This is a genomic window from Rhodococcus sp. UFZ-B548 (assembly GCF_903819475.1).
Taxonomy (GTDB): Bacteria; Actinomycetota; Actinomycetes; order Mycobacteriales; family Mycobacteriaceae; genus Rhodococcus_F; species Rhodococcus_F erythropolis.
Genome location: NZ_CAIJDS010000052.1, coordinates 29871 through 55356, shown reverse-complemented (window position 1 = coordinate 55356; position 25486 = coordinate 29871). Strand labels below are relative to the sequence as shown.

Genomic DNA, 25486 nt, shown 5'->3' with positions numbered 1-25486 from the left:
CCACGATCACGCATCATGTCACCAGTAGTGATGCGTTGACGTGTTGAGACCAAGACCTTTTTTGAAACACCAGTGATCGTTGGCTGAGGAGGCGGTCTGGCGGCGTCTCTGCCAGAATCAGATCTATGCCCGACTCTGACGCTCGACCTACCGATCCCATCGCAGTCGGTTCCAGGGTCACCGTGATCCGGACCTCCGGATCACGGTCTCGCGATACCAAACCGCAGGTCGGTACCGTGGTCGAGGACTTCGCCGATACCGTCATCGACGACACTGACCTGGGTCGGGATTGGGCACCGGTGAAACGGTGGGCGATCGCCCTCGACGACGGTCGATTGGTCTTCGCCGCCGAGGGCGGTCTCGAACTAGCCTGATATCAGCAAACGACGATGCGGTTCACAAGCCTCAGTGTGCGGCGTCGAGAGCATCGATGACGTCGGCTCTGACTCTTTCTCGTGGGGAGATGTCGAAGCCGTTCTTGCCAGCCCATTCCCGGATCGCTTTGAGCTGTTCGGCTGATCGACCGGAGCCTGACGGCTTGGTCGCAGCGGAGACTTTCGCACGGGCTTTTCCGGCAGAGGAGACTTTCTCGGCGACCTTGATATACGGGGCGAAGGCAGCTTCGATCTTGTCGGCATTGGTGGGCCGAAGATCAATTCGATAATCAGCACCCTGATAGGAGAAGGTGACCTCGTGCCCTAATCCCGTGTCGATAGGTTTCCCGTCGCGATCGTCGATAAGTTGACGAATAAATATTTCAGCCACAGGGATTCCTCTTCGTTGCATGCCGAATGAATATCACGTTCATGTTATCCGAATTATCAAATAATATTGGACACCCTGCTGTCGCCGCGCGGGTCAGCAACCGCGCCGGTGACCTCAAGCACACACTCGTGTCGGGTACGGCAGTCGATCGGCTCCGATTTTCGGCGTCATCGAACGACGTTTCATAAACGTTCGTATTTGAAACATAGGAAGCGATTGTGACTCTCGGAATAATTTGGCACGTTTTTCACGGAATTATGTGGCATGGCGGTGCCCCTCAGACGAGTTGAGGTGCCGGTTGTAAACGGTTGATCGGCTGACACCGGGTGCTTCGGCGATCTTGCTCGTCTGATGGCGAGTATTTGGTGTCGGAAGTTCGAGCCGGTTCCGTTCGGCCACTTCCGGGGTCTAGCCTGCCCTGACAGGGTCGGACGATCGGGGCCCACTCTGGGAGACGTATTAATCCTTAGCGGCTGGATGCGGGGACTCCCATTGCCGTGGGAGTGGCGGCACCCGATCTGGGCCGTGATCCCGTGCGACCTCGGCGCAGACTGCCCCTGATTGGAGGTGAGTCCAAATGGGAGCAACGGCTTGGGCTTCTTGGGGACCATACGCGCCGCTCGTCTACATTCTTTCCCTACTCGGCGTGCCGGTCGACTGACACCAGAGCGACGGCGGGGGCGTTTTGACCATCGATAAAACGCATGATTTTGAACATGGACCCAACTGCAAGGCGTACTGCCTGTCCTCGAAGCTGGTGCGCAAGACGAGGGCGGGAGCCGGTCGGCACTGACCCCTCGTCAAGCCGGGTTTCCCCACTCTGCCCGGACGGCGAGCGTGGCTGAAAACCACTTGCGCAGATACTCGTGGTCGCGCTGCAGTGTCGGATGTCCAGTTAGATAGTTGACGAACCAATCGGTCATCCCATCCCAGGTCGACAGGTTGCTGGCTGGGATGAGAGACCAACCCAACTCGTCGAGCGTCCACTGCGATTTGGCGGAGTTCCGCAACATGGAGGTCGTCACCCAGTTCGATTGGTTATCGAGTCCGCCGCGAGTTACCGGGACAACATGGTCGATTGTGGGGAACAATTCCCAAAAGGCGAAGTGAGTCTTGCTCGTAGCCCAGTTCGGATGGAACGGGAACTCATCGGGCAGCAAGACCGACAGGAGGCGCAGTGCACCTGGATGGATGAGCTGAGTTCCGGCATAACGGTCAACGAACCCATCTCGGAAGAAGACCCTCATGCAGTCTCTCGGGTTGTAGCGGCGAGTCACTTTAGCCACAGGAGTGAACGGATACCGACTGCGCAATATTTCGCGTGCATCGTCTAGGTCGTCGTTCTTGAGCGACTCACATACCTGAGCCAAGGTGTTGGTTTTTTCCTTATCGGGCGTAGATGTCTGCACACGGCTCAGCCTGCCACCGATTGCTTGGGGTGGTCGGCATGCGGTCAACGCCGCGCAGGTAAGAGACCCAGCAGCCCATAGGTCGAGTCGCCCACGAAGCGCTCGCATGCTTTCCGGAGTGGACCGCGAAGCCGAGGGCTGGCTGAGCTCCCTTCTGCGGGTTTGGGTGTGCGTTTTGACCATCGTCATACCGGACGATCGGAAACGGGCTTCTGTGTGAATTTGACGTGGGGAAATTCTCGCGATTTCGTCCGGTTTATGCGTCCGCTGGATTCGTCCGGTATGGCATAGTTTCCAGCGGACAGTTTGGCTGCGGGACGTCTGAACGGCGAAAATCGGGAGCGGAATGAAGATCGGCTACGCACGGGTGAGTACGGCGGCTCAAGATTCGTCGATTCAGGTCGACCTTCTCGTCAAAGAAGGTATCGCACGCAATCGGGTGTATGTCGACCACGGAATCAGCGGCCGGCAGACTAGGCGGCCCGGACTCGACAACGCGATCAACGCTGCCCGCGAAGGCGACATCTTCTGCGTCACCAAACTCGATCGGCTCTCTCGGTCAGCGGGCGATCTTCACGAAACGGTAGGGAGGCTGGCGGACAAGGGTGTGGCATTGTCGATCGACGGGAAGATTTACGACCCCATTGACCCGATGGGCAAGATGTTCATCGGCGTCCTCGGACTAATGGCCGAATTCGAGTCAGACCTCATCCGGAGCAGGACAAGGGACGCCGTAGCGGCAGCAGCAGCGGCCGGCAAGATGAAAGGACGTCAGCACAAGCTCACTCCGGAAGAGCGTGCGTACCTGTTGCAAACGTACGAGACGGGACAGTTCAAGATCGAAACGCTCTGCAGGAACACAGGTTTGAAGCGGTCGGCGTTGTACGCGAATATCGAGTTGGCGCGCACCGAACGGGAAGCCGGAATGCTCCCAGCACTCTGAAACTAGCCGGAAGTCAATCCGTCACGTCAACGCTCGACAGATCTCGTCGCGTTTCTCCGTGCCAAATAATTCGGGGAAAAACGTGCCAAATAATTCCGAGAGTCACACTTTTGGGCTATGCGAGGGTCTCGACTACCGATCAGACGCTCGATGCTCAGAGCGACGCTCTGAGCGCTGCCGGCTGTTTCAAGGTCTGGACCGAAACCGCGTCCGGCGCAACGACGACCCGCCCGCAACTGAGTGACCTTCTCTCTCATCTTCGTGACGGAGACACCCTTGTCGTCTGGCGCCTCGACCGGCTCGGTCGCTCACTCCCCCACCTGTTGCAAACCGTCGAAGATCTCGCCGACCGCGGAGTCGGATTCAAATCGTTGACCGAAGCGATCGACACCACCACCTCCGGCGGCAAACTCATCTTTTCCATCTTCGGCGCTCTCGCTGAATTCGAACGAAATCTGATCAGAGAGCGGACTCAGGTCGGTCTCGCCGCAGCCCGAGCACGTGGCCGTACCGGCCACCGAAGACGACGTCGACGAAACTCGCTCAGGCACAACGGATGCGGAAGAACGGCATGCATCTGACCGACATCGCCGAAATCATCGGCGTCGGCCGAACCACTCTGTACCGGCACCTAAAGTGAAGTGGGATGGAATCTGTAAGCCCGGCAGCATCAACGGAACCCGGCACTACCGCCGGGGATGGATCTAAGCTCGTACCGTGGTGCGCGCAGCAGATTTCATCAAGCAGGTGGTCTCCTCCACGCTCTACCGCCCGGACGGAACGGTAGAGACGAGGCGAGACCCCGCAGTATGGACACTGGCCCACCGCGGATACAGCGGGTCCGGCCGCCTCGACATCTGGGTGTACCGCACACAAGCTGACGCGCTTCGGGCCGGCGCCGTCCTGGCAATGGAATGCGGCATGGACGAGGACCGTCAGTGCACGGAACTGTTCGCGGCAGGGCGCTGGGCGGCAGTACTGCAGCGGTACGAAGAACGCAGCCCCGACGACCATCTGCTACGGGTCCAGGCCGCGTTCCTGCAACCAGGCCAAGGCCAACTATCTCACCACTGAGAACACCGATCATTCGCCTCGGGTCGATTTGCGTTGTGCCAGTAGAATTTCCAAAGGTCGCAACGCACGAAAAATCACGGTCACAGGTCAGTATGAGCTGTCGCCGTACAAGTAGGCAGTATCATCATCGATGATCCGCGCGAACATCACCTTCGAGCGGAGCGATGTCGCTGTCGGCGCGAGCGCGATGGCATGCCCCGTGAAGTTCGGGTAATTCGATCAGGTCCCACGCCAGACCGCGACCGGACTCAGCGAGGAGCTGATCGAAGAACTCCCGCTGCGTTCGACCATTTCCCTCACGGAAAGGATGAGCGAAGTTGATGTAGTCGTACATCTGCGCGAGCCGGGCCGGCAGGTCCTCGTTCGAAATTGTACGCAGTTTGTCGTGTCTCGGCGATCTGCACGGCAATGTATCCGACAGGACGACCGATGTCGTCAGGTGTCATGAACGACTCGTCGGCCTTCTCGATAGGTTCGACAGCGCACATGCCGATATGTCGGATTGTCCGCACAGCCCTGCAACCCGTCCTCGACAGTGTGTACCGCACACACGCTGGACACATGCAGTCCGACATCGAAGCGATCCTCCGACGCGCCGGCCGGGGAAGCTTCTCGAAGGACAACATCGACGGATTCGCCGGCTACATCGCTCGCGGAGATCGACCGGTACTCATCGGCAACCCCGATGATTCACCCGCACGTTCGCGGCATCGCCGCAGCCCCGCCGAAGCATCTAGATGACGACAGGCCGCACCCGCGCGGTCACACCGAACGAGAAAATCTCATAAACTCCAACACCAGTGCTGAAAATTTCTTTCGCCGCGCGGTCACCACACTCCCTCCGCCGACACACCCCTTACACATCATCGGCACCGACCGACCCTGCCGCACCGACCGACCCTCTACGGCGCTAAGTGTCCTGTAAGGGAACATGATTCATCACGGCTACCGCTTAGCGCGGCAGTCTCGATCAACGTGGATACGCTGCGGCGAGGGTGGCGTACACGACGAAATTCTTGTCCGTCAACATTCCCTCGTCGAGGAAACACGTCACCACCACCAACCGGCCCGGAACACGAGCACGCAATTGTGGTGACTGTTGCGCCTCACCATGCTTGACGTACACGGCGGTATCCTCGACCCGGTAGACCATAGTCCCGTTGACGGTCTCGAGGACGATATCTGCTCCGACCGTGATATCGGGCAGCATGTTGAAGATCGCGTCCCCACCCGCGACCGCATGCCCGATCACGAACACTGTCCCATCCGAATCCGTTCCCGGCTGCGCCCGACACTGCACCCAATAAGCGCGATCACTGGTCGGCGGATTCAACACCGGACACTGCCCTGACTCCATCACCCCGACAGTGCTCGAAAGCCCCAGCGACGCAATGTCGAGACGCTGCGGCGGAGCAGCAACGACACTACCCGCACCGGACTCCGCTTCAGATGCTTGAGCAGAGCTGACGTACGCCGGCGGCGACACCTCGGGGTGTGCCGGCGCTCCCTCATCGGCACACCCTGCGGTGATCATCACTGCCGCACACCACACCGCCAACGCGGTAACCGGAGAACGGCGCACGCCATCAGTTTCTGCGCAGGGAGCGGCGCACCATCATCACACCGCCCGCGAGGGCCCCGGCCACCGCGGTCAACGCCACCGATACACCCGCCACAGCCGCGAACCGGGACGATGGACTCGCTGTGGCGCCGGTTTCGAAGACCAACGCATCCTCGTACGCCAACGGCACGAACGTCCCGACCGGGGTGTCGTACCCGTACACCCGATGCCCCTCATGCGAGGTCACCACCCGAACCGGCTCCCCCGACGGCCCCGCCGTCGGCACCACGGGATTCTCGATCGTGATCTGCGGAACGTTGACCACCGGAACAACCACCACCGGAACACCCGGATTCGGCGTCACAGGCTTACCCGGATCGGTCGGATCGGTCGGATCGGTCGGAACCGTGGGATCGGTCGGAACCGTGGGATCGGTCGGAACCGTGGGATCGGTCGGAACCACCGGAGTCGAGGGAACCGGGGGCTCCCCGTGCTCACCGAAGTGATGATTCTGGTCGTACACCTGCACCCAGACGATCTCGTAGCCACCCCAGCCCGGGTAGTTCGGATGATCACGGATACTCACCACCCACGGTGACTGCCCCACATACTTCTCCGACCACTGCCCGTTACCGTCGATCTGCGTACCGAGCTGCATCGTCTCCCCCGTCTCGGGGTTACGAATCGTCAGGTTCACGTGTTCACCGATCTGTGCCGACTCGCCCTGCGGGTAGTACACCGTCACACCCTCACCGGATACCGAGTACTTCGGGCCGCCCGCAGCGATACCGTCATCCGGCGACATCCACACCGGCGGCGCAGATTCCGCCTTCACCACCACATCAACGGGCCCTTCCGCGACATCACCGGCACCGTCAACACCGGCCGCTGACTCGGCATCGGTATCCATCTCACTACTGGCCTCGGACTCGACGACCGGACCGAGGCTTGCCCCGGACCCCTCGTCCGCCCCGTCACGGCCACCACCATCCGACCCAACATCACCGGGCTCATCGGTCGAAGACTCCGCTCCCGCCTCACCGCCAACGTCACCCACACTCGCATCGGCGACATCCATGTCACCGCTCGGCGTCGGCGCAGCCGACTCCCCCACCTCGGACGCCGCATCCTGCTCTAGGCCAGCGTCATCTGCGGCATCCGTGTCCTCGACAGCATCCACCACCGCGCGGTGACCTCGGCATCATCCGCGGTCGCGACTGCAGGCACCCCCAGAAGCGCGGACGCGGTGATCGCCGCACCCATCACCGCACGCCGACCACGAGTCAGAGAATTCATCGACATCAGAAAAAACCCTTCAATATTCAACTACCACCATGGAGCCCGGGGTCGACGAACACACCCCGGCTGAAGACAACACACTGCAAACAAGCGGCTACTGGCTGCACCTGCGGAGAAATTCGTGATAGCCACAACACCGCACATACAAGGTTGTGGTGCCACGGCGCTCGCGCCGACATGAGGCGTGACACCCCACCCATCCGCATCACCCAGCAGAATCACTCACACATACTGGAGTTCAAACACTTTCACCACCGTCACCAAGCTCCGGCCGAATCCCACATGAACTACTGGACGTTCAACCTGAAGATAACTGGAACATTACCAAAGCGAAGTAAAGGAAATCAAAAAACGTGAGATACCGCATAAACCCGTCCATTCGGAAATAAAAAACGTGGCCCAGTTACCTCCCGCACGCGAGGGGAGTGCATGCGCTCCCGTTGTCTTTTAGGAGGTCCTCGAAAGGGACTGTCCCTAGCTCCTCTGTCAAGCAGCTGCGTCGATGACCGTCAGTGACTGGTCTACGACCGTGGCGCGGAAGACGACATCGGAAAGTCGACGCTTGAGAACCCGAAATGCTTCCATACCTCCGTCACCGTTCTTTCGGCGTCGGTCGAGCAACTCGCGGGCGGGTGCGCGGGTTCGTGGCATGGGCCGGTCGATCGGCATATCCCAGCCAGTGGCGACGCCACGCTCCTCGGGGGCCAGATCGTCCGGTCCTTTCGGTGTCGGCTGGCCGCAGTAGGGACATAGCCACGGAGGCGAATAAACGGTGGAGCGAACCAACCGACCTATCAATCGTGACACTGGGATATTCGGCGCTTCGGCCCGAGACGCTGAGTGAATGCTCGGCGAGGGAGGTGCCGTGATGACGACACTGGAAGACGTGACGAAGAAGAGGGCCGAGCCCTCTGCGGAAGCTGTGGCAGCCGCGGTGCGGCAACCAACACCAGGCAGAGACATCAAGATCGGCCCGTCAGGGTGCTTGCCCAGCTCGGTTTCGAACTGTTCCGCGAGCTCGGCGCGTGCGCGGCGCACCTCGAGCAGATGCCGTGCCAGCGTACGAATGACGAAGTCCGCCTTATCCGTACCAGCCACGATCACCGACTGTTGACCGAGCGCATCGCCAATCTCATCGGTGATCTTCTTCCACAACCGAGGCGCGAAAGCACGGGCACTCTCATCCAGGACCTGCCGTGTAACGGCTGTAAACCCTTCGGGGCCGCCGAACTCGGCGAGTAGTCCAGGGCCCCGACCGGCCGATGCATCTGCCGGCAGATTGTGCGTTCCAGAGCGGGATGAACGCAGAGAAGGACCGATCGTATTCGGTTGACCAGGCGGTTCTCTTCGCTGGCAAGGTCCGCGTCGAATCCCGCCAGCAGTCGCAGTCCTTCAACCACGGAGTTCTGTGCGTCGATCCGCAGAAGGGTATCCGGCAATGTCCGTGCCGCGTCGGCGATCACGAACGCATCCCGCGCATCAGTCTTCGACCGGCCCGGGTACAAGTCCGCAATGCGGCGCATCCGCAATCCAGGCAGGTAGGCGATGTCGACTCCACACTCGCGAGCCACAGCGACCGGCAAGGCACCGATGTTGCGTGGTTGATCGACAACCACCAACACTCGGCCGTGCCGTGCGAGATCCTCTAACAGGCAGCGGATTCTGCTCTCGTCCTGCGGCAGATCGGTACCGCAGAGCCGCTGGCCGTCAGGTGCCAGCGCAACGGCATAATGAGATGTTTTGCCGACGTCGATTCCGCAGCGGACGTCATAGATCGGTTCGCTCACGTAGACACTCCATTTCGGTTGCCAGCGTTGATGGTCACGGCACCGATCCCCGTCACCCACGTTTTATGCAGACCCATCGGTGTTCGTTCTGGCCATGCCTCTATCAGCGGTGAACCGGCGCCATCCGATCCGGCGGCGTCACTCGACGAGACCTGCAATCGGCCAGTGGGCGTGTAAGCCATACCGGAACGGACGACCGGCCCCAGTGAAGGGGCCATCAAGAAGATAACGGTGGGCTGTCGAATCGGTGTCTCGCCTGCTGCCTCGAAGAATGCACTGGCTGACTACGCACTGTCGATGTAACAGCGCTTCGGGTATGAAGCGTGCGCTAGTCCGGAATGCCCGGCGGGAGATCCGAGGCCGTATCGAGATCGTCGACGATCAACTCGACTGTGAATTCGGTGGACGGATACGGCGTCATCTCACTCGTTTCGTCCACGAACTCCCGGCGACCCTCGAGGATCGCGGCAGTAACGATGTCGGTCATTTCAAGCTCCAGACGATCGTTGGGATCGAGGTACCCGCGGTCCAATGTTGCTCGCAAGGCCTCCAACCCAAGCAGAATCCGAACCTGGTCCTGGTCTCGCGACGAAAGCTCGGCTGTGTCGCCGAACTGCGCTGGAACTCGGGAACCGTCGCAATTTTGGGGGTCATCTGTCTCACCGGTCTGGTCAGTCACTGGCACGCCTCCTCGTCCTTGACTTCCGCAAGAGCGGAAGTGTGAGCCAGAGGACTGGCGTGCAACGGGTAGATCAAGCCGTCACAACCAACAGTCATTCGCACAACAAATGGGGGGACAGTCGATACTAGTCGGTATTCGTGTGCTGCGTGTGATATACCGAGCACACGACTACGAGCGGGTGTCTGCATCCGGTTTCATTCGGTTGTAGTCGCAAGGAACGCGCTGGAGAGTCTGGCGCACGCGAAAGCATGAAGGGAGTGAGACGTTATGAGTAATTCCTTGCGGATGAACAGCGGCACCCGCGGTGGTGGCATCTCGATACCTAGGCACATGGAGGAGGCGTTCTAGATGGCCAACTCCACCTTCACAATTCGGATCTCACCCGAGGAGCACAAGACTCTTAACGACCTCGCAGGGCTTCGGCACCAGTCGGTCTCGGAGCTAGCTCGCCAGCTGATCTCGGAGGGTATCGGCCGGATGCTTGACCCCGACGAAATCGACCGACTGATCGAGGAGGAGCGTGCGCGCCTGAAGGATGTGGCGCTTCAGGTGCGCAAAAGGGCAGGAATGACACCGGTGCCCACGAATCCCACGCCGAAGAATGGCGTCGATTCGCACTCGGGGCCCTGAGCACCGCGACAGGTAGCTGAAGAACTGATAGATCGGCGGGCGGCCCCAAAGGCCGCTCGCCGATCCGGTTTCTGCGTCCAAACCTAGCGACTCAGGCGTACTCGCCGAGTACGTTTTTGTAAAACGTACTCTTTGAACTCTTGACTACAGATGTGTGTTGGTTGCATAGTTTTCGTGAGGCGTTGATCGGGTCAGCGCCCGGACGGAAGGTCGGTCATGGGCACCAAGATGAAGCAACGAGTAGCTGCTGCAGTACTGACGGGCGGTATCGCAGCGGGCGCGGCTCTGGGAGTGGGTACCGGTACCGCGAACGCTGTCGAGGTTCATCCCGGCGCAAAGTTCGGCCAGACGGATCTGCTCCTGAACGGCGAGGAAACCGCACGAGCCGCGAGCGGAGATGTGTGGGCCGCGTTCTCGTACTGCTCGGACATCATCGCGAAGTACGGCGCGACTTGGGGGGCGATTGGCGGCGGTGCCGGCACTGCGCTGGCTTGGGCCAGCTTGGGCGGTACGACCGTCGCCGGTGCCGGCGTCGGCGGCGTCGGCGGCGCCGGCGGCGCCGCGGTTGGGTGCACCGGCATGGTCATCGACGCTGCGAAGACCGCCAAGGCACAAGGCAAGTGGGCGGGATTGACTTTCGCCCCGCCCGCTGGCGGATGGACGTGGACGTACTGATCGACCGCGCAGTCTAGGTGCCCCGGACACCATCCCACTGGGCATTACGTCGGCACGAAGACCCGATCACCACCAGGTGATCGGGTCTTCGTGGTTTTCGGCTTCCCACCTTGCCTCGGCGAAGAAGCAGGTCGAACACGTACACCGCCGGTTTACGTGCCATGCGCTAAATTGGCCGAGTTCGACCTTCGATGAGGGTCACGGTCGAGCGTGATGTGGTCAGCACCCACCGACCGCTGCTCAGCAGCAAGAGCTGTTTGATCTGCTCTAACAAGTCGAGCCAGGTGCCGTGTCGCTCCCGCTGCGGCACGGGCCCGTATTGAGGAACTCAACCGGACGGTTCTCCTGCCACACGGAACTCCCTCAAGACGATCTCATTCAGGATGGCGCCCTTCGGGTTGTCTCCGAGCTGTTGTAGATTCCCGATCAAGATGGGTTGCAGCCTTTGTGTGGGCTGTGACGGTGTCTTCGATGCGGGTTGCGAGGTCGACGTCTTCTCTCAAGGTTGCTGATGCGTTGGCGGCTCCGAGGGTGCCGGCGCACAGGTTCCAGGCGAGTCGGTGCGTGGTGGGGGTGTTGGTGAGTTCGCCGTCGGTGATGGCGGTGTCGATGATGTCGCTGATGGCGTCGACCCAGTGTGCGAACCCGGCCGCGTTGTCGATGGTGGGTTCGAGGGTGAGTTTCATGCCGGCCCGCACGTTGGTGTCCTCGGCGATCTGACGAGCGAGGGACGTGAAGATCGCCGTTAGCTTCTCCCCTGCCGTGCTGCTCGAACCTGACGTCAGCGCTTCGCTGATGGTTTCGCCGAGGGTGTGGTTCCAGTCGGAGATGAGGTGTTCGGCGATCGCTTCTTTGGATGGGAAGTGGTAATACATCGCGCCTTTGGCGAATTTTCCGGTACCGCTGATGGTGTTGATGCTGGTGTTGCCGTAGCCGTCGGTGTCGAAATGCCGGGCTGCGACGGCGATGATCGCTTCCCGCGTTCGCACTGCACGGTCCTGCATTGCCGAGTTCTTGCTGCCGGGGACGCGACCGATCCGGTGGGTTGTCGTGGTGGCAGCGTTTTCCGGGACGTTCGCAGATTCGACGGGGCTGTTCACAGGGATGCTCCTTCGACCATGCGGACGGCGGCCGGGTCGGTTCCGCGCCACATCAGCAGTAGATCATCGATCCGCCTGCTGATGGTGTGGTTCTCGTCGAGGCTGGCGGCAACCTGCACAGCGCCGACGAAACCGGCGCAGAGAGTATCGGCAAAACGCGACACGGCGGAGTCGAGGGCGCCGGAACGACTCGCGTCGACGACGATCGGTGTGATCGCAGCGGTCCACGCTTCGTAGGTGGCTCGGGCGCCGCTGAGCGACTTGTCGACGGACAGGATGAGGCCGGCGCGGATGATCGCCTCGTTTTGGGTGCGGCGGGCGAGTTCGCGGTAGATCATCAGTACTTGCCGGTCGGCGGGTTGACCGGTTGCGATCGCTTTCCCGACTGTCGCGGTGACTGCGTCGGACCAGCGGCCAAGCATCTCCCTCGCGATGGATTCTTTCTTCGAGAAGTGGAAGTACATCGCTCCCTTGGTGACCGGGGCGAGTGTGACGATGTCGTCGATGGTGGTGCCCGCGTATCCCGTTTTGCTGAACAGGATTGCGGACGCCTCGAGGATCGCTTCGCGGGTGATTTTCGCTCGTGGCTGCATCGGTGGTCGGCCGGTTTTGCCGTGGTCGATGCCTTCGGAGAGCTCGTTATGATCGTTCATTGGTCACAGATGCTTTCTGTGGTCATCGGCCCTGACGGTGTTACAGCACCGCCAGGGCCACTCCTTTTATTGGTGCGTGCGGGTCAAACGGTGGTGAGTTCGCTCCGCATCGGGTTCTCGGCGGCTCGCAGGTCGGGCAATGGCGGACTGTCGAAGCCTGCTTCTCTGGCTGCGGTATCGAACTTCTCGTACCGGCGCCATGCGGTCGATGTCGCGACAGGCGGCTTCGATTCCAAAGCGATGGTCTCCCACGTGAGGTTCGGGTTTGTGAGCTTGCGGACTGCTGTATCTTTCACGTTCTTCGCGAGATTCGACCGGGCGATGAAGGCCATGAGATCGTCGATGTCGGCATCCGTGTCGGCCTGTGCGCCTTCGGCGTCGCCGGGGGCTGGGAACTCCGCAGCGGTGTCTTGGGAGTCGAGGATCTCGTCCAGGTCGTTCATCGTTTCGTCCACGAAAAAAGGTTCCGCAAAGTCCGCAATAGCGTCCTCGTGGCCGGCCTTCGCATCCGCCGTTGTGGTGTCTACGTCTAGATCCTCTTCCTCCTGCTCCGCAATATTGTGGGCGATATTCTCGCGGGTCTGAGGGACGCGGATCGGTCCCCGGCCTACGGTGAGGTCAGACGCAATACTCGTTGCATCCTCACTGTCGGTGGCATTTTCGACGATCGAACGGTAAGCGGCGTAGGCCATTCCGACTGCCTTCACCAGGATTGTGATTCCGTGTGTGAACGCCAAGACCAGGGCCGGCGGAATGATCGCTATGGCCGCTGCAATGGCGGGCGCGAGTGGAATGAACCCAAGGTCTCCCCCGCCATCGATCGACTCCTGTGCGGCGGTTGCTGCGTGATAGGCGTGGTAGGCGTTTCCGAGGATGCTGATCGCGACGACGCTGACGGCGAGGGCGATGTAGAAGCCTCGATCGCGCCTGTTCATGTTGAGCTTGCTGATGATGACGATGGCGATGGTGGCGCCGAGGATCGCGCTGTCGACGATCGCCGGGAAGATCCAAGTCAGGTGTTCGGGGATCAGTGCTTGCCGTGCGAGGTCGCGTTGCACGGCGAAGGAAAGTACGAATGCACCGGTGGTGATACCGAGTGCAATGACGATCGCGAGTGCGAGTGCGGCGAGCAATGCGCCTAGCTGAACACGGGCAGCTCGGAGGCTAAAGTCGTTCATGATCGGGTTTTTCCTTTCAGCGGGGTTCCCGGTCTGGAGCCTCGTCGGGTGCATCCGGCGGGGCTCCCTTTGCGTTTCAGATCAATCTGCGCGCTCGCTATCGGGTGCTGCGTCCGTGCTTTTTGTAGTGTTCGGGGTAGGTCGACTGAATTGCCTGCTCGATGATCGAACGGATGCTGTGCCCAGTTTCGTCTTCGACGGCATCGATAGTTTCCCGGAAGCTCAAGCCGAGCCTGGTCGAGAACTGGATGACGGGTTCGGCCTTTTCCTTCTTCGGGCGCCCTACCGGCCGGCGTGCGGCTGGAACCTCTGCCGAATCGACAGCCTCGTCGACGGCCGGACGCGGCCCTCTCCGTGGGGCACTGAGGTCAGGTTCTGTGCTCATTAGTTCATTCCTTCGTTCGGTAACTCATGAGTTCATGCATTGCTGCATTCGTTACGTAACTCACGCATGAGTTAGTGCATTCACTCATTATTGCACGCGTGCATGAATTAATTAAGCCAACTCGTGCACTCATGCGTTAATGAATGCGGAAAATATCTGCTGGTAAGCGGCCAAAACCGGCTCACCCTTGTCGAATTTTCCGTACCACTCGCCGGTCATTCGCGACTGGTCGACGATGGTGCGATTCGGAATGATTGGTGTGAGAACGAGGCCCGTTTCCCTCAGTCGCTCCAGCGCTTTCACTGACACTTTCGTCATCACCGTCTCCTTGACGGCGCCGACGACAATGCCTGCCTCGGTGAGACGGCAGGGGGCACCAATCGCTTCGCGGCTTTTACGGAACTTTGCGACGGACTCTTGCGCGCCTTCGACACCGTCGATGCCGTCTTGATTCGCTGTTGCCGCGTAGATGACCTTGTCGCTGGCGGCGAGCGCATTTTGCGTGAGCGTTCCGCCTTGGCGGTTAGGGCAGTCGATGATGCGGATTTCCGCTGTGTGCCCTTCCAATGCCGTTGCGAGCCTCAGTTCGGCGTGATCTTCATAGTCCCTCTCACGGTTCGACAGTGACCTCGAGGACGGAATGATGCGCAGATTGTCGTCCCACCCGCTGTCGATGGCGAGATCTTCGGCCCACCCTTCCGGGTTTTCGTCGGCCAGGATCGCGCCCACGTGCTGCCACGATTCCTCGGGATAGCTGCCGATCCATTTAGTGGCCGCACCTCGGGGATCTAGGTCGATGAGAGTGGTCTTGACCCCGGAGAGGGCAGCCACCATCGCAAGGGAGACCGCGGTTGTCGTCTTGGTGACGCCGCCGGCCTCGCTGTACACCATGATTGTCGTCATGCATGAATGCTAGCACTAATGCGTTCACTCCGTCATTAGTTAATGCATGCATGCATTAACTAATGAATCGTCGTCAACTTGGTTCGATTACGGCAACGCCGCTGGTGAGGGAGTTTTGCGGCACGCCGCACTTCTGTTCCCACAAGACTGTCAATTCGAGGCAGAGACGCAAAAAGCGCAAAATGTCGAGGTTCCCTAGCTTTGTCTTCCCGCACTACATTTCGCCTTGCACGCGACAGGGACGACGGTCCTCGCCAGCCGCCGCCAGGGGACATTGAGCACCGACCACTCAGCATCGCATAGACCCAGGAAATCAAGCTGCAAGCGCACTCCTCGGCGACTGGTAATCGGTGACGATGCGTCGAGCTGCGGCGTAGTCGGCGCGGCCGCCGATGGTGGGGAAGCGGCCGTAGCGCCCTCGCGGTGTTGTTTCGATTGGTAGGGCGACGGATCCGGATGCGTACCTTCGGGGACCGCTACGTTTCTTTCCACGGCTACGCCGCCACTCCAGCTCGTCGGTCCACCAGGCGAATAGCTCGCGCTCCGTCACGTGACGTAAGGCGCGGGTTGCAAGCACCCCTGAGACGCCTATTTGCTGAGCCGCTGTGTGGAGTTGAAGCCGACGAGTCTGGGCTGTGGACCGCGATGTCGGGAGTAGGTGGAGCCGCGCAAACGCCTTCTTTGCCGCTTCCACTGTCCTGTGTGAATACCCGGTAGCTGCCACAAGACCAGGTGTGTCGTCAATCCCAGAGATCAGGTGCAGGTGGATTCGAGCGTAGGCAGGGCCTAATCCGGGGGCAGGTGTCCAGAGGTCGTGGGCGTGGTGAGCGAGGAGCGTGTCCGACGGGGGCGGGCCGGGGGCGTGTTCCACTTGTGTTGCACCTGTGCAGTACTCAGCGGGGGGTGGATTGAGCTTCCATGTTGCACCGGCGGTTCCAGAACCTGCCTGGACCTGACTGACCCACGCTGCCGCTTCGAGTGCCCTCAACCTTCTGGAAATGGTCGATGCGTCCAAGCCTGTGGCATGGGCTAGTCGCCGGCAGTCAATGTCCAGGGTCGTGGTCCGGGCTGTGCGCGCGAGCTGAACCAATGCATGGAGAATCCGTTCGTCGCTCGGGCCGCCTGGACGCGCAAACGCCGCCGAGTGCCGGTGCAGGGCGTCCACGATCGTGTCCAGCTGAGCATCGAGCTCGTCCCACGCGGCCGAATCGACGTTGACCACTGAAGGAGCGAACACCGCGGCCGCTTCGATTGCACGGGACCAATGTTTGGCAAGTGTGAAGCTGTGACCGGCGTTCTTGTCTTCATGGAGGCGGATCAGCCCTGGTGCGGTCAGGGCTGCGTCGACGTCTTTAAGGGTGCGGCCGGCGCGAGCCATCCCGAGGAGAATGCTGAATGCAACGGTGCTGCGGTCGCGGTCGTTGCTGAGCGGGGTTGCCATGAGAAGCCTCGTCCGCGCTGACAGCGAGCGCCTTGGACGGTCCAGACGAGGCCCATCGGCGGACTCGATGATCCGGATCGGTGTCGACCGGTTAGCGGCGCCGGATAGAGCAGTGGAGTGGGGGTGCCTGGCTAGGAGCCAACTGATGACATCGGAGGGGGTTCCGGGGCGCATGGCTGCCAGCGCCTCGGAGAGCGCGTGACCACGTAGGGAGGGGAGTGCATACCCTCCTGCTCTGTGTGGAGCACCTGGTCCTCGGACCGCACCTGTGACCGGATTGCACAGCGGGCTGATGTCGAGACTGGGATAGTGCGCGCTCAGCGCGTGGGCAAGCGTCTTCACGTCGCCCGGTTGGGTCGCCTCGCTGAGGGAAACCCAGAGATGTTGTCCGCCAGTCGGTCCCGACGTCGTGCGGAGGTGTCGTACTCCGAGTTCGGTCAGTTCGTGTGCCAGGCGGTCGGCGTCTGCAAGTGCCACGCCCGGACCGTGCGTGGCGGTATCGAAATCGAATGCCAGAAGCTTGTATTGATTGTTCGAATCGGCCAGGTGAAGCGCCCATGGAACATTCGGCGGCGCCGTCGGTGCGACGACTGTTGCGCTGTAGTCGTGGGTGCTGGTCGGGTCGATACGAAGGCGAGTCCGCGGTGACATCCACATCGCAGCCGCGTACAGGTTCGTCAGGAGCGCGTCGTCATGATCGACGACACGCAGATTGATCGTAGAAATTTGATCAGGGCATGAGTTACCCTGAGACATGTCCTCCAAGACAAGTCCCTCCGGGGATTAGCAGCACCACTGAGAAACGAGCTGGTAACTCGAATCTCACTAACTTCGATCAACCCTCGGCCTAGCTCGCCGGGGGTTTTTCAATTCTCAGCTAATAAGCGGCACCACAGAGGTTGTGGCAGTCAGTGAGTCAGACTTGGTGAGGTCTGATCACGGGCGCTTTTATGCAGAGATCGGCAGCACCCCCTGGCGAAGCTCTTCGGCGAGTTCGGGACGTCCAGCGTCCAAGCAAATGAGATCGGATATGTAGACGCTCACTGAGGAACAACCGCGTGCGGCAGCGAGCGCCTCGACGTCAACGCGAGCCGGGACGCGTGCTTTGTACTCACCGCGCTCGCCCTTGCTTCTGCGACCCATCGCAATCTTCCTTCCGCCAGACACTTCGTTTTCTGGGACAGTTACGATGGTGCAGCACTCACACCCCGCTGGGGGTTCGACACGCCGTAGACGTATCAACAAAATCTATCATCGTAGATTTTAGCTGCACGATCTGAGGATCAGCGGGCTGAGTATTCGCTATCTTCTGCGATTGGCCAAGGCGGCTGTGCGCGCCTGCGCGACTTCGTCCAGAGAAGCCTCCGGCGAGCTTCCACGTTCCAGACCAGCAGCGAGGGCGGTTGCTACAGCCAGCGCATCGCCGATCGCCTCCGTGGCGCCGCTTCCAGATGCTGGGGAGGCTGCGTGTGCTGCGTCCCCGATAACCATCGTCCGCCCACTTCTCCAGCTAGGCATGTTGTCGTGGGCTGTCGCATTCGCTACGAACACTTCGCTCGTGCGCTCCAGCAATGATGGCGTGAGTTCTGCGAAACCGAGTCTCTGAGTAAGAACGTCTGACCAGTTCTCGATGGGCTGCCGCCCGCATTCGCTCTTCGGGAGTGCCCCCTCTGCGGCTAGCCTCGCGAACCAGAAGAGCCCTTGACCGTCGTCACCGTTCAGATATCCCAAGGTGTCGTCGCCAAGGCCTCCGTCGAACTTCTCCTTCAAAAAGGACAGAACGCCTGCTTCTTCGACTGCGTCAGCGGTTGGAATGTAGGCGTAGATCACTGTCTGCCCCTGATAAGAAGCGTCAGGGCCGGTCAGGGGGTTGCTCAAGCGCACCGTCGACCCGACACCGTCACAGCCGAAAACGAATTGAGCGTGAATGTCTCGCCCACCGGCGGACACTGTTGCGCGGACCCCATTGGATACGACCGAGACAACGTCCACACCCGTCTCGATCTTGGCGCCGGCCTCGGTCGCTGATTGCGCCAGGTAGTCGATCAGGTCGGCTCTCCACAGGTGTCTGAACTCAGTGCCTGAATCCGTGACAGGCAGCGGTGCGCCGGAGGACTTTCCTGATCCCGCCCGAACGATTTTCTTGACGGCTACGCCGACGTGACGAAGTTCTTCGCTGACTCCGATCGAGATCAGCTGGTCGATCGCCTGTCCCGAGATTGTCAGGTACGCCCCTCCCTGCGAACTCAGGTCGGTCCGTCTCTCCAAGACAAGCACTTCGATATTTCTCCGTCTGAGTGCTGTGGCCAGAGTTAGTCCCGCGATTCCGGCACCTACGATGACTATCTGATTCACGCTTTTCCTTCAGCTGCGGAATAGAGCAGGGAGAATTCGACGATGGATTTCACATCTTCATCGAAGGAATCACCATCCGGGGCAACAATCAGGTGAACGGGGAAGATGATCTCTAACTCGTCAGGGCTTTCCAGAAGTTTACGAATTTCTCTAGCGTTCGCGGTTGCGCCAGCTGCGGCGTAGTCCTCGGGAACGATACTAGAACTCAGACGGATCAACCCGTCCCTGATCTCTATGAACATTCTATAGTGCCGAATCATCAAAGACGTGCGCCTAGGCAGTATCGAATCCTGGGGGCCCGACCGCTTCTTCAACTCATGCCTAGGGAATTTGTTGGACAAATCGGACCAGAGGGCGGTCATCGCCGCAATATCCTTTTTGTATTTTCTTCGTAGCGCCAACTGAGCCTTGCGCTGTGATATTGCAGGAATACAGATCCCCAGGATAAATAGCAGTATCCCCAGCGCCATCCCGGCACGACCGAGCACCCTCAAACTGTGCGGCATGTATCCGTCTTTGGCCAGGTAAACGAGTTGCAGCGTCAGAATTAGTTCGGCTGCTACGAGGACAAATGATCCAACCGACAGCACTTTCAGGCCCCGCGATAGTGCTCCTTTGGACATCTTGGCGGCGCGGAACGAGAGCATCGAAATAACGAGGAATCCGATTGGAAAGAAGATCTTGGAGGAGAAATAGAATCCGACGACGCCGGGGGAGTCGAATTCGAATACTTCCGTCCCTGCGGGCACTACCCATGTGAAGTACAGGCCACCAAGGACGGATGCCAGAAAGGTCGTTACGGCTACAGCTACATAGGCACGTCGCGCCTTCGGATTCCCCCAATAGTAAATGAAGTACAGAGCAGTGCTGAGGATGGCGAGCATGAGGAACATCGACTGCAACCAGGCAAACAAATAGGTGTGCATTCCTCCATTTATCACATCGACTTTGGACGCGATCTCCAGAAGAGCCGAGATGCCGAGCAGTACGATCGACCATACGACCATCCATTCAGATGACTTACTGGGCCGGCGCCACAATGCCCACGCACGCCATAGGGCCACTCCGAAAATGATCAAAGTACGTGCGATTATGAGAAACCAGATCATATCGACTGAATCCTGTCCTGCAATGCCGCCGCGAGGCGACGCCCCTGTGCACTGCTCTGAACAACTGGAGCGATCGCGTATGCGAGGTTTGCCCAGCTCATGACGAGGGACGCCACGACTTCTGCATCATGCTCGATGACGTTGGAGTAGTCCCCTCTCCGATGTGCGTCGAAGAGTTCCTCGTCGGGGTTCTCCATCAGAGAGCCACAGACCAGGTGACCCAACTCGTGTGCGACGTTGTGTACCTGATGCACCAGGGTCGCGGCTTGTTCGAAATAGATCACGATTCCCTGGTCATCGAGGAGCGTGGCCGCAAACGGTCCACGCGGCGACAGCGAACGAGCCTCAAGGTCAATAGGGGATCCGATGAGCTCTGAAATCCCCGAAAGAAGCAGTGGCGCTTGCTTATAGGGATCGACAGCTTGGACGTCGAGGCCACGCAGGAATTTTCGCGTGCGGTGCACAAGTCGGAGGTGCCGGAACGCTGCGTCCTCCGGTGGCACTTCGATGAGCGCGGGGTATGCAACTGGCTTCATAGGGCGAGCGTAATTTGCTAGCTACTCTTCCGGCAGGTCAGGTGGATCGAGCGGTAGACCACGCCGCTTACGAAAGGAGCGGATCAGGTCGTTGACGACCTCAAGATCGCCGCTGTCCAACCCCGCCAGCCGGAAGGCGACAGCATGGACATTCGTATCCGCCCGCAGTCGCGCGTAGTCGAGTTCTACCTTGGTTCGAGTGGCAGTTTCCTCGTCGAGGAAATAGCGGACATCCACCCCGAAGGCTACGGCTATACCTGCTGCCGTCTTCAAACTGGGGGACTTCGCCCGACCAGTTCGAAGGTGGGATAGGTAGGTCTCACTGATGGGGTACCCCATCTCGGTAGAGCGGCGGGCCAGTTGCCCCAAGGTGTAACGCTTGCCGTCTGCATTTGGCACACCAGCGAAGAGCTGTTCGAGCCGCTCAGCGAACACGCTGGAATCTTCAGCAGGCTGCTCCATTGCGCACCGACTCCTCACCGTTTTTCGGGATCACGACATTTCGAGCACACACCTGTCGGGTTCCAGTGCTATCGTACTGCCGGACCATACGATAGTTATCGAAACGATGAGAACTTGCGTTACACAAGACGCCACACCCCCACAAGGACCGAGCATGGACCCTCAGACGAAATCATGGGCTCTCCCCGATTCCGCGGTTGCGCGCCTTGTCGTAGCCAGCCCTCACGGCCTCAGCATCCACCCCAAGTGCTTCAGCCAAAACAGCAGCACGCTCGTCGGTCAGACGCACTTCCGCCCGCTCCAGCGCCCCGATCGCTGTCGTACTGATGTTGGTGACGCGCCCGAGCTGCGGCTGAGTGAGGCCTGCAAGTATCCGGAGATCAGCGAGACTGCGAACGCCGTCCGGCACATCGACAAGGTCCGTGATTTCACATTTCAGCGCCTTTGCAACTTGCACGAGCGTGTCGATCCCAGGAGTTCGGCGCCCCTTCTCCCAGTCCGCGATAGCAGTCACGCTGACATCGGCGAATCGCGCAAGGTCGGGTCGGGACATTCCCAGCGATTCCCTGCGCTTCTTGAGAGCGTCAGGGACGAAGTTACGCAGGATTCGCCTGCTCACGCTTTGCCTTCGTCCACGGTTGTTCATTCTTCCAACCTAGTAACCGGAAGTCACAACGCGCGGAGTTCTATAGCGGGCACGATGCGCCCATTGGCTGCGCGGGTATAACGCGCTATGCTAGGGGATGAAAACGCATGTGATTCATGTGGTTACCGAACGAAGTAGCTGAACGAAGTAGCTGAACAAAGAAAACCCCAGGGCGTGACTCTGATTGGCGTCCGAACACTCCCCGGGGTCCCACTGCGGCATCACCCAGCTGGATGACTTCACAGGTCTTCGAGTCTAGGTGGCGTCGTTGAATACGCAACCATCCGGAGGCAACCATGGAAAAGATCTCCAGCCTTTCCATTGAATCTGATCCCCGCGGTTTAATTCCCGCCGCCATTTCCGATCGCCCGACCTCGGCTGAATACTTCGTCGTTGCCTCATATCGCGTTATCGAACCTGTGTCGTGCGCAGGCCGGGCCGTCGGTCACACATGTGTACCCGCCCTCGGGGTCGGCGCACGACTCTGCCCGGTCGGACATTCATTGATTCCTGCGGGCTCCCTCGTTATGGCGCATTTTTCACGCTCCCTCGAACTTCCCGGCGCTGTTGCGTCGGGATCGAAGGCCGCGTAACTCTCGCATTTTCTGCGGCCAAGCACGTCAAATGTTCCGTTAGTTGTTGAACCACAACAAGTTTGAAGGGATGTCATGAAGCAGTTCAAGAAACCACGGTCCGGGGGCCGCCATCGGTCACCGTCGACGGGTGCGGTCGCAGCCGTGACGTTGGCGGCGATGGTCGGAGCCGCCTTCGTCAATGCCGGAGTTGCGATCGCAGCGCCGACCCAGCCGGGCATTACCGCTCCGTCGCAGCCGGGCATTACGACGCCTCCGCCTGCGTCGGAACAGCCGGGCATTACTACTGCCCCTGAGGTTCCTGCACCGACGTCCGATCGTTCGTACTGGACTCCGCCGCCGGCTGAGTACGACAACATTCAGTGGAAGCCTTCGCCGTCGACGCAGCAGTCGTCCCCGAACAATGCAGGCGATAGCAGCGGGAACTACGTTGCGCCGGCGTATTACGGTGACCCGATCGACGTGGGGACACTCCATCTCCCGACCGAAGTCGAAATCATCGCGCCGATCGAAGCACCGCCCCAGATGTTGCAGCTGGGTGATTACGTCGGGCCGAAGCCCAATTGGATGTCCGACGAGTATCTCGAACGCACCAATAACACTGCATCTGTCGGTGTTTCACAGTTCGCGACATTCTGGTCCAGCGTCGGCGTCGACGTCGATCGTTCACAGCGTGTCTCGGCTGCAACCTTCGGCGGAGCCGCAGCAGGTGCCTTGGCTGCCGGAACCGCAGGGTTCACAGTGGGCGCATTGGGTGGCGGCACCGTGGGCGGTTTGATCGGGGCCGGTATGGGCGGTCTGGTTCCGCTCCCGCCGCCACTGCCGGAAGCGACGACAGGCGTCGTCGGCACCGCGATCGGTGCCGGTGCAGGTGGATTGCTTCTCGGGATTCCCAGTGCCGCGGCTGGAGCTGTGGTGGGCGGTCTGACGGCGGGAGCAATCGGGGCCGGTGACACCGATGCCGAGCCTCGCCACATCGACGTGCCGAATCTCCCTGAGCCGGACGCACCTGCGATCACCTCCCAGACCAGTGACGCGCTGGCGGCGCAGGCCCCGCAGATCGCGCAGGTCGTCACCGACGCTGTGGCGTCCGTTCCGCAGATCACCGAGAACGTCAACGCGCAGCTCACTACTGCACGTGAAACCGTCCTCGCTCAGCCCGGTGGCGATCAGATCATCGCCGCACTCGACAACGCGGCCGTCGAAGCGAATTACGCCTTCGGACCTACCGCCGATCTGATCGGCCAGGCCCTCGGCGCTGCTGCCGCTGGAGCGATCCCCGCGTAATCACTACCGCCGCCGGGGTCGGGGCTTCGGCCCCGGCGGTGTTAGTCGAAGTTCTTTTTCTTTGCACGAGAGGAAATATCGACATGTCAGGTCAGAACTGGTTTCCACCGTTGGACCCGACCGAGTTCGCCGACGAAGTGGACACGGGAGAGCAAACCCCAGACACCGACGTACATTCCGAGCCCGAGTCCGAAAACCCCGATGAGGAATCAGAACCCGACACCCTACTCGACCATGCCGAAACTGCCACGAGCGAACCGGTTTCCACCGGCAACGCTCCCTCGACAGACGAGACCGTTGTCGCTGCGGTGAGCCGACCCACCCAACACCTCACTCCCACATTCGAACGCGCAGATGAGGACGAGACCGGACCGGCGACCGATCCGATCGCCGGGTCCGTCGGTGTTGTCCGCACGCTCCCGGTCGTCACCCTCGCTGTCAATGACCTCAATACACAACCGGATTGGGCATCGGAATGGGAGCTGCCCGCCACCGATCCGGAACCGACACCGACCACCCCGGATGCGGGAGAGCGGATCGGAATCCCCGAACCCCTCCCAGGATCCGACCGGGCGCGTGGCCGGAGCCGCCGCACGAAAGCCGCTGTCGGGGGAGCCGCTGCGGCCGTGCTGGCCGTCCTCGTCGGCGGAACCGCAATCGCGCTGGCCTCCGGTTCCGACGAACCGGACGCTCCAGCCTCCCTCGAAGTACCCGGAACCACTACGGCCCCGCCGGCGGCGGGGACGTCTGCCGCCGGGGCGCAGGCCGCCTCATCCTGGTGCCCGAGCAGCGTCAAGGGTGACGTCATCAGCGGGAATGGCCCTGGCGGTACCGGATCTGGCCCTGATGCGATCCTCGGATTTCAGCACGCCTTCTACGTCGATCGCAACGCGGACAAAGCGCGAGGCTTCGCCACTCCGGAAGCTGCGGCCACCCAACTGTCGACCTTGCAAGCCGGCATCGACGACGGCGTCCCGGTCGGCACCGAGCATTGCGTTCTGATCCGCCCGTCCGGTCAGCCGGGTGTCTTCGCCGTAGAGATGGTCCAAAAAGCCGCGGACGGCGCGATCGTGCGATACGCGCAAACCATCAGCACGACCGTGCGTGACGGAAAGACACTGATCGCGGCCATCAACGAGAGCGTAGGCACGCCGTGACGTGGGCGGGGGACTGGCTGGGCGGCGAGCCGACAGAAGACAACGAATCCGACGAGACGCCGTCGGCACCGGTCGACGACACCGCACCGCCGCTCGTGCCCGGGTCCGAGGCAGAAGGCCCGGTCGATGAGGTGCCCGAGCCAGAAGATGCACTGATTCCGCTGGCACCGCCTTCTGCTGTGCTGATCGCCGGGGTTGCCGGTGGAGTCGGAGCCACCACGACAGCGGTCGGCCTGGCGAGTGCACTGCACACCGAACTCGTCACCGCTGCCGCCGTGGATACGACCCCCGCCGGTGGCGACCTGTCAGGCCGTGGCTGCGGGCGCGAGCTGAACCCCGGCCAATGGGTCTCCGAGCACGGGGTGCTGTGGGGTCGCCGCACGCTCGGGGAGCTGCGCGGCGACGCTGCGGCGCTCGCGTCCGTTCACTCACTCCTGACCGCGTCCGGTCATTTTCCGATCTACGACGCCGGAAACCCTGTGCGTGCACAGCATCTCGCTCCGCTACTGGCCGATGCGTCGGTCGTGATCGTCCTGGTGGTGTCCAGTCGCGGCGACTCCGTGAACCGTCTTCCCTCCGTCCTGGAATGGATCGAGAGCACCCTCGGCGCACACACGTTGGCATCGGTTGTGGTGGCCGTCGTCGAGGTCCGTCCCGGTTCGACGCCGGTGGCCGATCACCTCAGTGCCCATATGGCGGGCCGGATCGGAGCGGTGCGCCTGATCGGTCACGACCGGTCGTTGGCCGCAGGAGGACCGATCGTGACCTCGGCGATGGGCAGCGGTGTCGAGCAGGACTTCACCGCTCTCGCCGCCGACGTACGAAACCTCGGTGCAGCCGCGCCGACGCAGTGAAC

At 60.9% G+C, this 25486-nt stretch carries 30 protein-coding genes and 1 pseudogene; 10 read left to right on the top strand and 21 right to left on the bottom strand.

Features of this window, described 5'->3' with window-relative positions; genetic code table 11:
- Positions 1 to 125 precede the first annotated feature (125 nt).
- Complete coding sequence (locus H7C86_RS30295) at positions 126 to 374, top strand: hypothetical protein (RefSeq protein WP_182262811.1); 249 nt, start codon at positions 126 to 128, stop codon at positions 372 to 374.
- Positions 375 to 405: 31 nt separating this feature from the next.
- Here H7C86_RS30295 and H7C86_RS30290 read toward each other — a convergent pair whose 3' ends face one another.
- Together H7C86_RS30290 and H7C86_RS30285 are read right to left on the bottom strand one after the other, a co-directional pair.
- Positions 406 to 765 (bottom strand): Lsr2 family protein, encoded by a 360-nt coding sequence (locus H7C86_RS30290; protein ID WP_182262810.1) that lies wholly within the window; start codon positions 763 to 765, stop codon positions 406 to 408.
- An 800-nt stretch (positions 766 to 1565) separates the two neighbouring features.
- Complete coding sequence (locus H7C86_RS30285; RefSeq protein WP_259349331.1) at positions 1566 to 2174, bottom strand: HNH endonuclease; 609 nt, start codon at positions 2172 to 2174, stop codon at positions 1566 to 1568.
- A 346-nt stretch (positions 2175 to 2520) separates the two neighbouring features.
- Between H7C86_RS30285 and H7C86_RS30280 the strand changes: the two genes are divergently transcribed.
- From H7C86_RS30280 to H7C86_RS30270, 3 genes and pseudogenes are all read left to right on the top strand, one after another.
- On the top strand, positions 2521 to 3117 hold the full coding sequence (locus H7C86_RS30280; protein WP_182262809.1) for a recombinase family protein: 597 nt from the start codon (positions 2521 to 2523) through the stop codon (positions 3115 to 3117).
- A gap of 92 nt (positions 3118 to 3209) precedes the next feature.
- Positions 3210 to 3757, top strand: a pseudogene (locus H7C86_RS30275) (recombinase family protein).
- A gap of 77 nt (positions 3758 to 3834) precedes the next feature.
- Positions 3835 to 4191, top strand: a complete 357-nt coding sequence (locus H7C86_RS30270; protein WP_182262808.1) for a hypothetical protein — start codon at positions 3835 to 3837, stop codon at positions 4189 to 4191.
- 124 nt (positions 4192 to 4315) lie between these two features.
- On the opposite strand, the gene H7C86_RS30265 is transcribed toward H7C86_RS30270, so the two are convergent.
- Positions 4316 to 4600: a Fic family protein gene (locus H7C86_RS30265; RefSeq protein WP_259349330.1), complete on the bottom strand. Its 285-nt coding sequence runs from the start codon at positions 4598 to 4600 to the stop codon at positions 4316 to 4318.
- A gap of 35 nt (positions 4601 to 4635) precedes the next feature.
- Here H7C86_RS30265 and H7C86_RS30260 point away from each other — a divergent pair, with 35 nt between their 5' ends.
- A complete protein-coding gene (locus H7C86_RS30260; protein ID WP_182262806.1) occupies positions 4636 to 4932 on the top strand; it encodes a hypothetical protein in 297 nt (98 codons plus the stop codon).
- A 229-nt stretch (positions 4933 to 5161) separates the two neighbouring features.
- Here the strand turns inward: H7C86_RS30260 and H7C86_RS30255 are convergent, their stop codons facing one another.
- The 6 genes from H7C86_RS30255 to H7C86_RS30230 form a co-directional block, all read right to left on the bottom strand.
- Positions 5162 to 5773: a class F sortase gene (locus H7C86_RS30255; protein ID WP_182262805.1), complete on the bottom strand. Its 612-nt coding sequence runs from the start codon at positions 5771 to 5773 to the stop codon at positions 5162 to 5164.
- Positions 5774 to 5777: 4 nt separating this feature from the next.
- On the bottom strand, positions 5778 to 6935 hold the full coding sequence (locus tag H7C86_RS30250; protein ID WP_182262804.1) for a hypothetical protein: 1158 nt from the start codon (positions 6933 to 6935) through the stop codon (positions 5778 to 5780).
- Positions 6887 to 7054, bottom strand: a complete 168-nt coding sequence (locus H7C86_RS30245) for a hypothetical protein (protein WP_220463481.1) — start codon at positions 7052 to 7054, stop codon at positions 6887 to 6889. Before H7C86_RS30245 ends, H7C86_RS30250 begins: the two co-directional genes overlap by 49 nt.
- Before the next feature lie 483 nt (positions 7055 to 7537).
- Positions 7538 to 8149 (bottom strand): hypothetical protein, encoded by a 612-nt coding sequence (locus H7C86_RS30240; protein ID WP_182262802.1) that lies wholly within the window; start codon positions 8147 to 8149, stop codon positions 7538 to 7540.
- Between the two features lie 2 nt (positions 8150 to 8151).
- On the bottom strand, positions 8152 to 8838 hold the full coding sequence (locus H7C86_RS30235; RefSeq protein ID WP_182262801.1) for a transposase: 687 nt from the start codon (positions 8836 to 8838) through the stop codon (positions 8152 to 8154).
- A gap of 328 nt (positions 8839 to 9166) precedes the next feature.
- Complete coding sequence (locus H7C86_RS30230; protein WP_182262800.1) at positions 9167 to 9517, bottom strand: hypothetical protein; 351 nt, start codon at positions 9515 to 9517, stop codon at positions 9167 to 9169.
- A gap of 351 nt (positions 9518 to 9868) precedes the next feature.
- Here H7C86_RS30230 and H7C86_RS30225 point away from each other — a divergent pair, with 351 nt between their 5' ends.
- Both H7C86_RS30225 and H7C86_RS30220 read left to right on the top strand, forming a co-directional pair.
- Positions 9869 to 10150, top strand: coding sequence for a DUF6290 family protein (locus H7C86_RS30225; protein WP_182262799.1), 282 nt, complete (start codon positions 9869 to 9871; stop codon positions 10148 to 10150).
- A gap of 216 nt (positions 10151 to 10366) precedes the next feature.
- Positions 10367 to 10825 (top strand): hypothetical protein, encoded by a 459-nt coding sequence (locus H7C86_RS30220; protein WP_182262798.1) that lies wholly within the window; start codon positions 10367 to 10369, stop codon positions 10823 to 10825.
- Between the two features lie 374 nt (positions 10826 to 11199).
- On the opposite strand, the gene H7C86_RS30215 is transcribed toward H7C86_RS30220, so the two are convergent.
- From H7C86_RS30215 to H7C86_RS30160, 12 genes are all read right to left on the bottom strand, one after another.
- Positions 11200 to 11925: a TetR/AcrR family transcriptional regulator gene (locus H7C86_RS30215; RefSeq protein WP_182262797.1), complete on the bottom strand. Its 726-nt coding sequence runs from the start codon at positions 11923 to 11925 to the stop codon at positions 11200 to 11202.
- Positions 11922 to 12578, bottom strand: a complete 657-nt coding sequence (locus H7C86_RS30210; protein WP_182262796.1) for a TetR/AcrR family transcriptional regulator — start codon at positions 12576 to 12578, stop codon at positions 11922 to 11924. Before H7C86_RS30210 ends, H7C86_RS30215 begins: the two co-directional genes overlap by 4 nt.
- 83 nt (positions 12579 to 12661) lie before the next feature.
- Positions 12662 to 13756 (bottom strand): DUF2637 domain-containing protein, encoded by a 1095-nt coding sequence (locus H7C86_RS30205; protein ID WP_182262795.1) that lies wholly within the window; start codon positions 13754 to 13756, stop codon positions 12662 to 12664.
- 97 nt (positions 13757 to 13853) lie between these two features.
- The gene (locus H7C86_RS30200) at positions 13854 to 14141 is read right to left on the bottom strand and encodes a hypothetical protein (protein WP_099698583.1); all 288 of its coding nucleotides are present in this window, start codon (positions 14139 to 14141) and stop codon (positions 13854 to 13856) included.
- Between the two features lie 129 nt (positions 14142 to 14270).
- The gene (locus tag H7C86_RS30195) at positions 14271 to 15044 is read right to left on the bottom strand and encodes a ParA family protein (RefSeq protein ID WP_182262794.1); all 774 of its coding nucleotides are present in this window, start codon (positions 15042 to 15044) and stop codon (positions 14271 to 14273) included.
- A gap of 313 nt (positions 15045 to 15357) precedes the next feature.
- The gene (locus H7C86_RS30190; protein ID WP_259349329.1) at positions 15358 to 17241 is read right to left on the bottom strand and encodes a hypothetical protein; all 1884 of its coding nucleotides are present in this window, start codon (positions 17239 to 17241) and stop codon (positions 15358 to 15360) included.
- Between the two features lie 192 nt (positions 17242 to 17433).
- A complete protein-coding gene (locus H7C86_RS30185) occupies positions 17434 to 17628 on the bottom strand; it encodes a hypothetical protein (RefSeq protein ID WP_042925531.1) in 195 nt (64 codons plus the stop codon).
- Between the two features lie 159 nt (positions 17629 to 17787).
- Complete coding sequence (locus tag H7C86_RS30180) at positions 17788 to 18840, bottom strand: NAD(P)/FAD-dependent oxidoreductase (protein WP_182262793.1); 1053 nt, start codon at positions 18838 to 18840, stop codon at positions 17788 to 17790.
- Positions 18837 to 19949 carry an MAB_1171c family putative transporter gene (locus tag H7C86_RS30175; protein ID WP_182262792.1) on the bottom strand — a complete coding sequence of 371 codons (1113 nt, stop codon included), beginning with the start codon at positions 19947 to 19949 and terminating at the stop codon, positions 18837 to 18839. Before H7C86_RS30175 ends, H7C86_RS30180 begins: the two co-directional genes overlap by 4 nt.
- Entirely contained in the window at positions 19946 to 20485 is a 540-nt protein-coding gene (locus tag H7C86_RS30170) for a hypothetical protein (protein WP_099698587.1), read from the bottom strand. Before H7C86_RS30170 ends, H7C86_RS30175 begins: the two co-directional genes overlap by 4 nt.
- A gap of 21 nt (positions 20486 to 20506) precedes the next feature.
- Complete coding sequence (locus H7C86_RS30165) at positions 20507 to 20947, bottom strand: helix-turn-helix domain-containing protein (RefSeq protein ID WP_182262791.1); 441 nt, start codon at positions 20945 to 20947, stop codon at positions 20507 to 20509.
- A gap of 172 nt (positions 20948 to 21119) precedes the next feature.
- The gene (locus H7C86_RS30160; protein WP_099698589.1) at positions 21120 to 21566 is read right to left on the bottom strand and encodes a helix-turn-helix transcriptional regulator; all 447 of its coding nucleotides are present in this window, start codon (positions 21564 to 21566) and stop codon (positions 21120 to 21122) included.
- A 695-nt stretch (positions 21567 to 22261) separates the two neighbouring features.
- On the opposite strand from H7C86_RS30160, the gene H7C86_RS30155 reads away from it, so the two are divergent.
- From H7C86_RS30155 to H7C86_RS30145, 3 genes are all read left to right on the top strand, one after another.
- Entirely contained in the window at positions 22262 to 23473 is a 1212-nt protein-coding gene (locus tag H7C86_RS30155; protein ID WP_182262790.1) for an insoluble domain protein, read from the top strand.
- Between the two features lie 83 nt (positions 23474 to 23556).
- Complete coding sequence (locus tag H7C86_RS30150; protein ID WP_182262789.1) at positions 23557 to 24630, top strand: hypothetical protein; 1074 nt, start codon at positions 23557 to 23559, stop codon at positions 24628 to 24630.
- The gene (locus H7C86_RS30145; protein ID WP_182262788.1) at positions 24627 to 25484 is read left to right on the top strand and encodes a hypothetical protein; all 858 of its coding nucleotides are present in this window, start codon (positions 24627 to 24629) and stop codon (positions 25482 to 25484) included. The genes H7C86_RS30150 and H7C86_RS30145 overlap by 4 nt, the downstream gene beginning before the upstream one ends.
- Positions 25485 to 25486: the final 2 nt, after the last annotated feature.

Coding starts and splice junctions, on each gene's coding strand:
- H7C86_RS30295 (WP_182262811.1), top strand. CDS start 126: ATGCCCGACTCTGACGCTCGACCTACCGATCCCATCGCAGTCGGTTCC.
- H7C86_RS30280 (WP_182262809.1), top strand. CDS start 2,521: ATGAAGATCGGCTACGCACGGGTGAGTACGGCGGCTCAAGATTCGTCG.
- H7C86_RS30260 (WP_182262806.1), top strand. CDS start 4,636: ATGAACGACTCGTCGGCCTTCTCGATAGGTTCGACAGCGCACATGCCG.
- H7C86_RS30245 (WP_220463481.1), bottom strand. CDS start 7,054: ATGTCGATGAATTCTCTGACTCGTGGTCGGCGTGCGGTGATGGGTGCG.
- H7C86_RS30225 (WP_182262799.1), top strand. CDS start 9,869: ATGGCCAACTCCACCTTCACAATTCGGATCTCACCCGAGGAGCACAAG.
- H7C86_RS30220 (WP_182262798.1), top strand. CDS start 10,367: ATGGGCACCAAGATGAAGCAACGAGTAGCTGCTGCAGTACTGACGGGC.
- H7C86_RS30210 (WP_182262796.1), bottom strand. CDS start 12,578: ATGAACGATCATAACGAGCTCTCCGAAGGCATCGACCACGGCAAAACC.
- H7C86_RS30205 (WP_182262795.1), bottom strand. CDS start 13,756: ATGAACGACTTTAGCCTCCGAGCTGCCCGTGTTCAGCTAGGCGCATTG.
- H7C86_RS30200 (WP_099698583.1), bottom strand. CDS start 14,141: ATGAGCACAGAACCTGACCTCAGTGCCCCACGGAGAGGGCCGCGTCCG.
- H7C86_RS30195 (WP_182262794.1), bottom strand. CDS start 15,044: ATGACGACAATCATGGTGTACAGCGAGGCCGGCGGCGTCACCAAGACG.
- H7C86_RS30190 (WP_259349329.1), bottom strand. CDS start 17,241: ATGTCTCAGGGTAACTCATGCCCTGATCAAATTTCTACGATCAATCTG.
- H7C86_RS30185 (WP_042925531.1), bottom strand. CDS start 17,628: ATGGGTCGCAGAAGCAAGGGCGAGCGCGGTGAGTACAAAGCACGCGTC.
- H7C86_RS30175 (WP_182262792.1), bottom strand. CDS start 19,949: ATGATCTGGTTTCTCATAATCGCACGTACTTTGATCATTTTCGGAGTG.
- H7C86_RS30170 (WP_099698587.1), bottom strand. CDS start 20,485: ATGAAGCCAGTTGCATACCCCGCGCTCATCGAAGTGCCACCGGAGGAC.
- H7C86_RS30165 (WP_182262791.1), bottom strand. CDS start 20,947: ATGGAGCAGCCTGCTGAAGATTCCAGCGTGTTCGCTGAGCGGCTCGAA.
- H7C86_RS30155 (WP_182262790.1), top strand. CDS start 22,262: ATGAAGCAGTTCAAGAAACCACGGTCCGGGGGCCGCCATCGGTCACCG.
- H7C86_RS30150 (WP_182262789.1), top strand. CDS start 23,557: ATGTCAGGTCAGAACTGGTTTCCACCGTTGGACCCGACCGAGTTCGCC.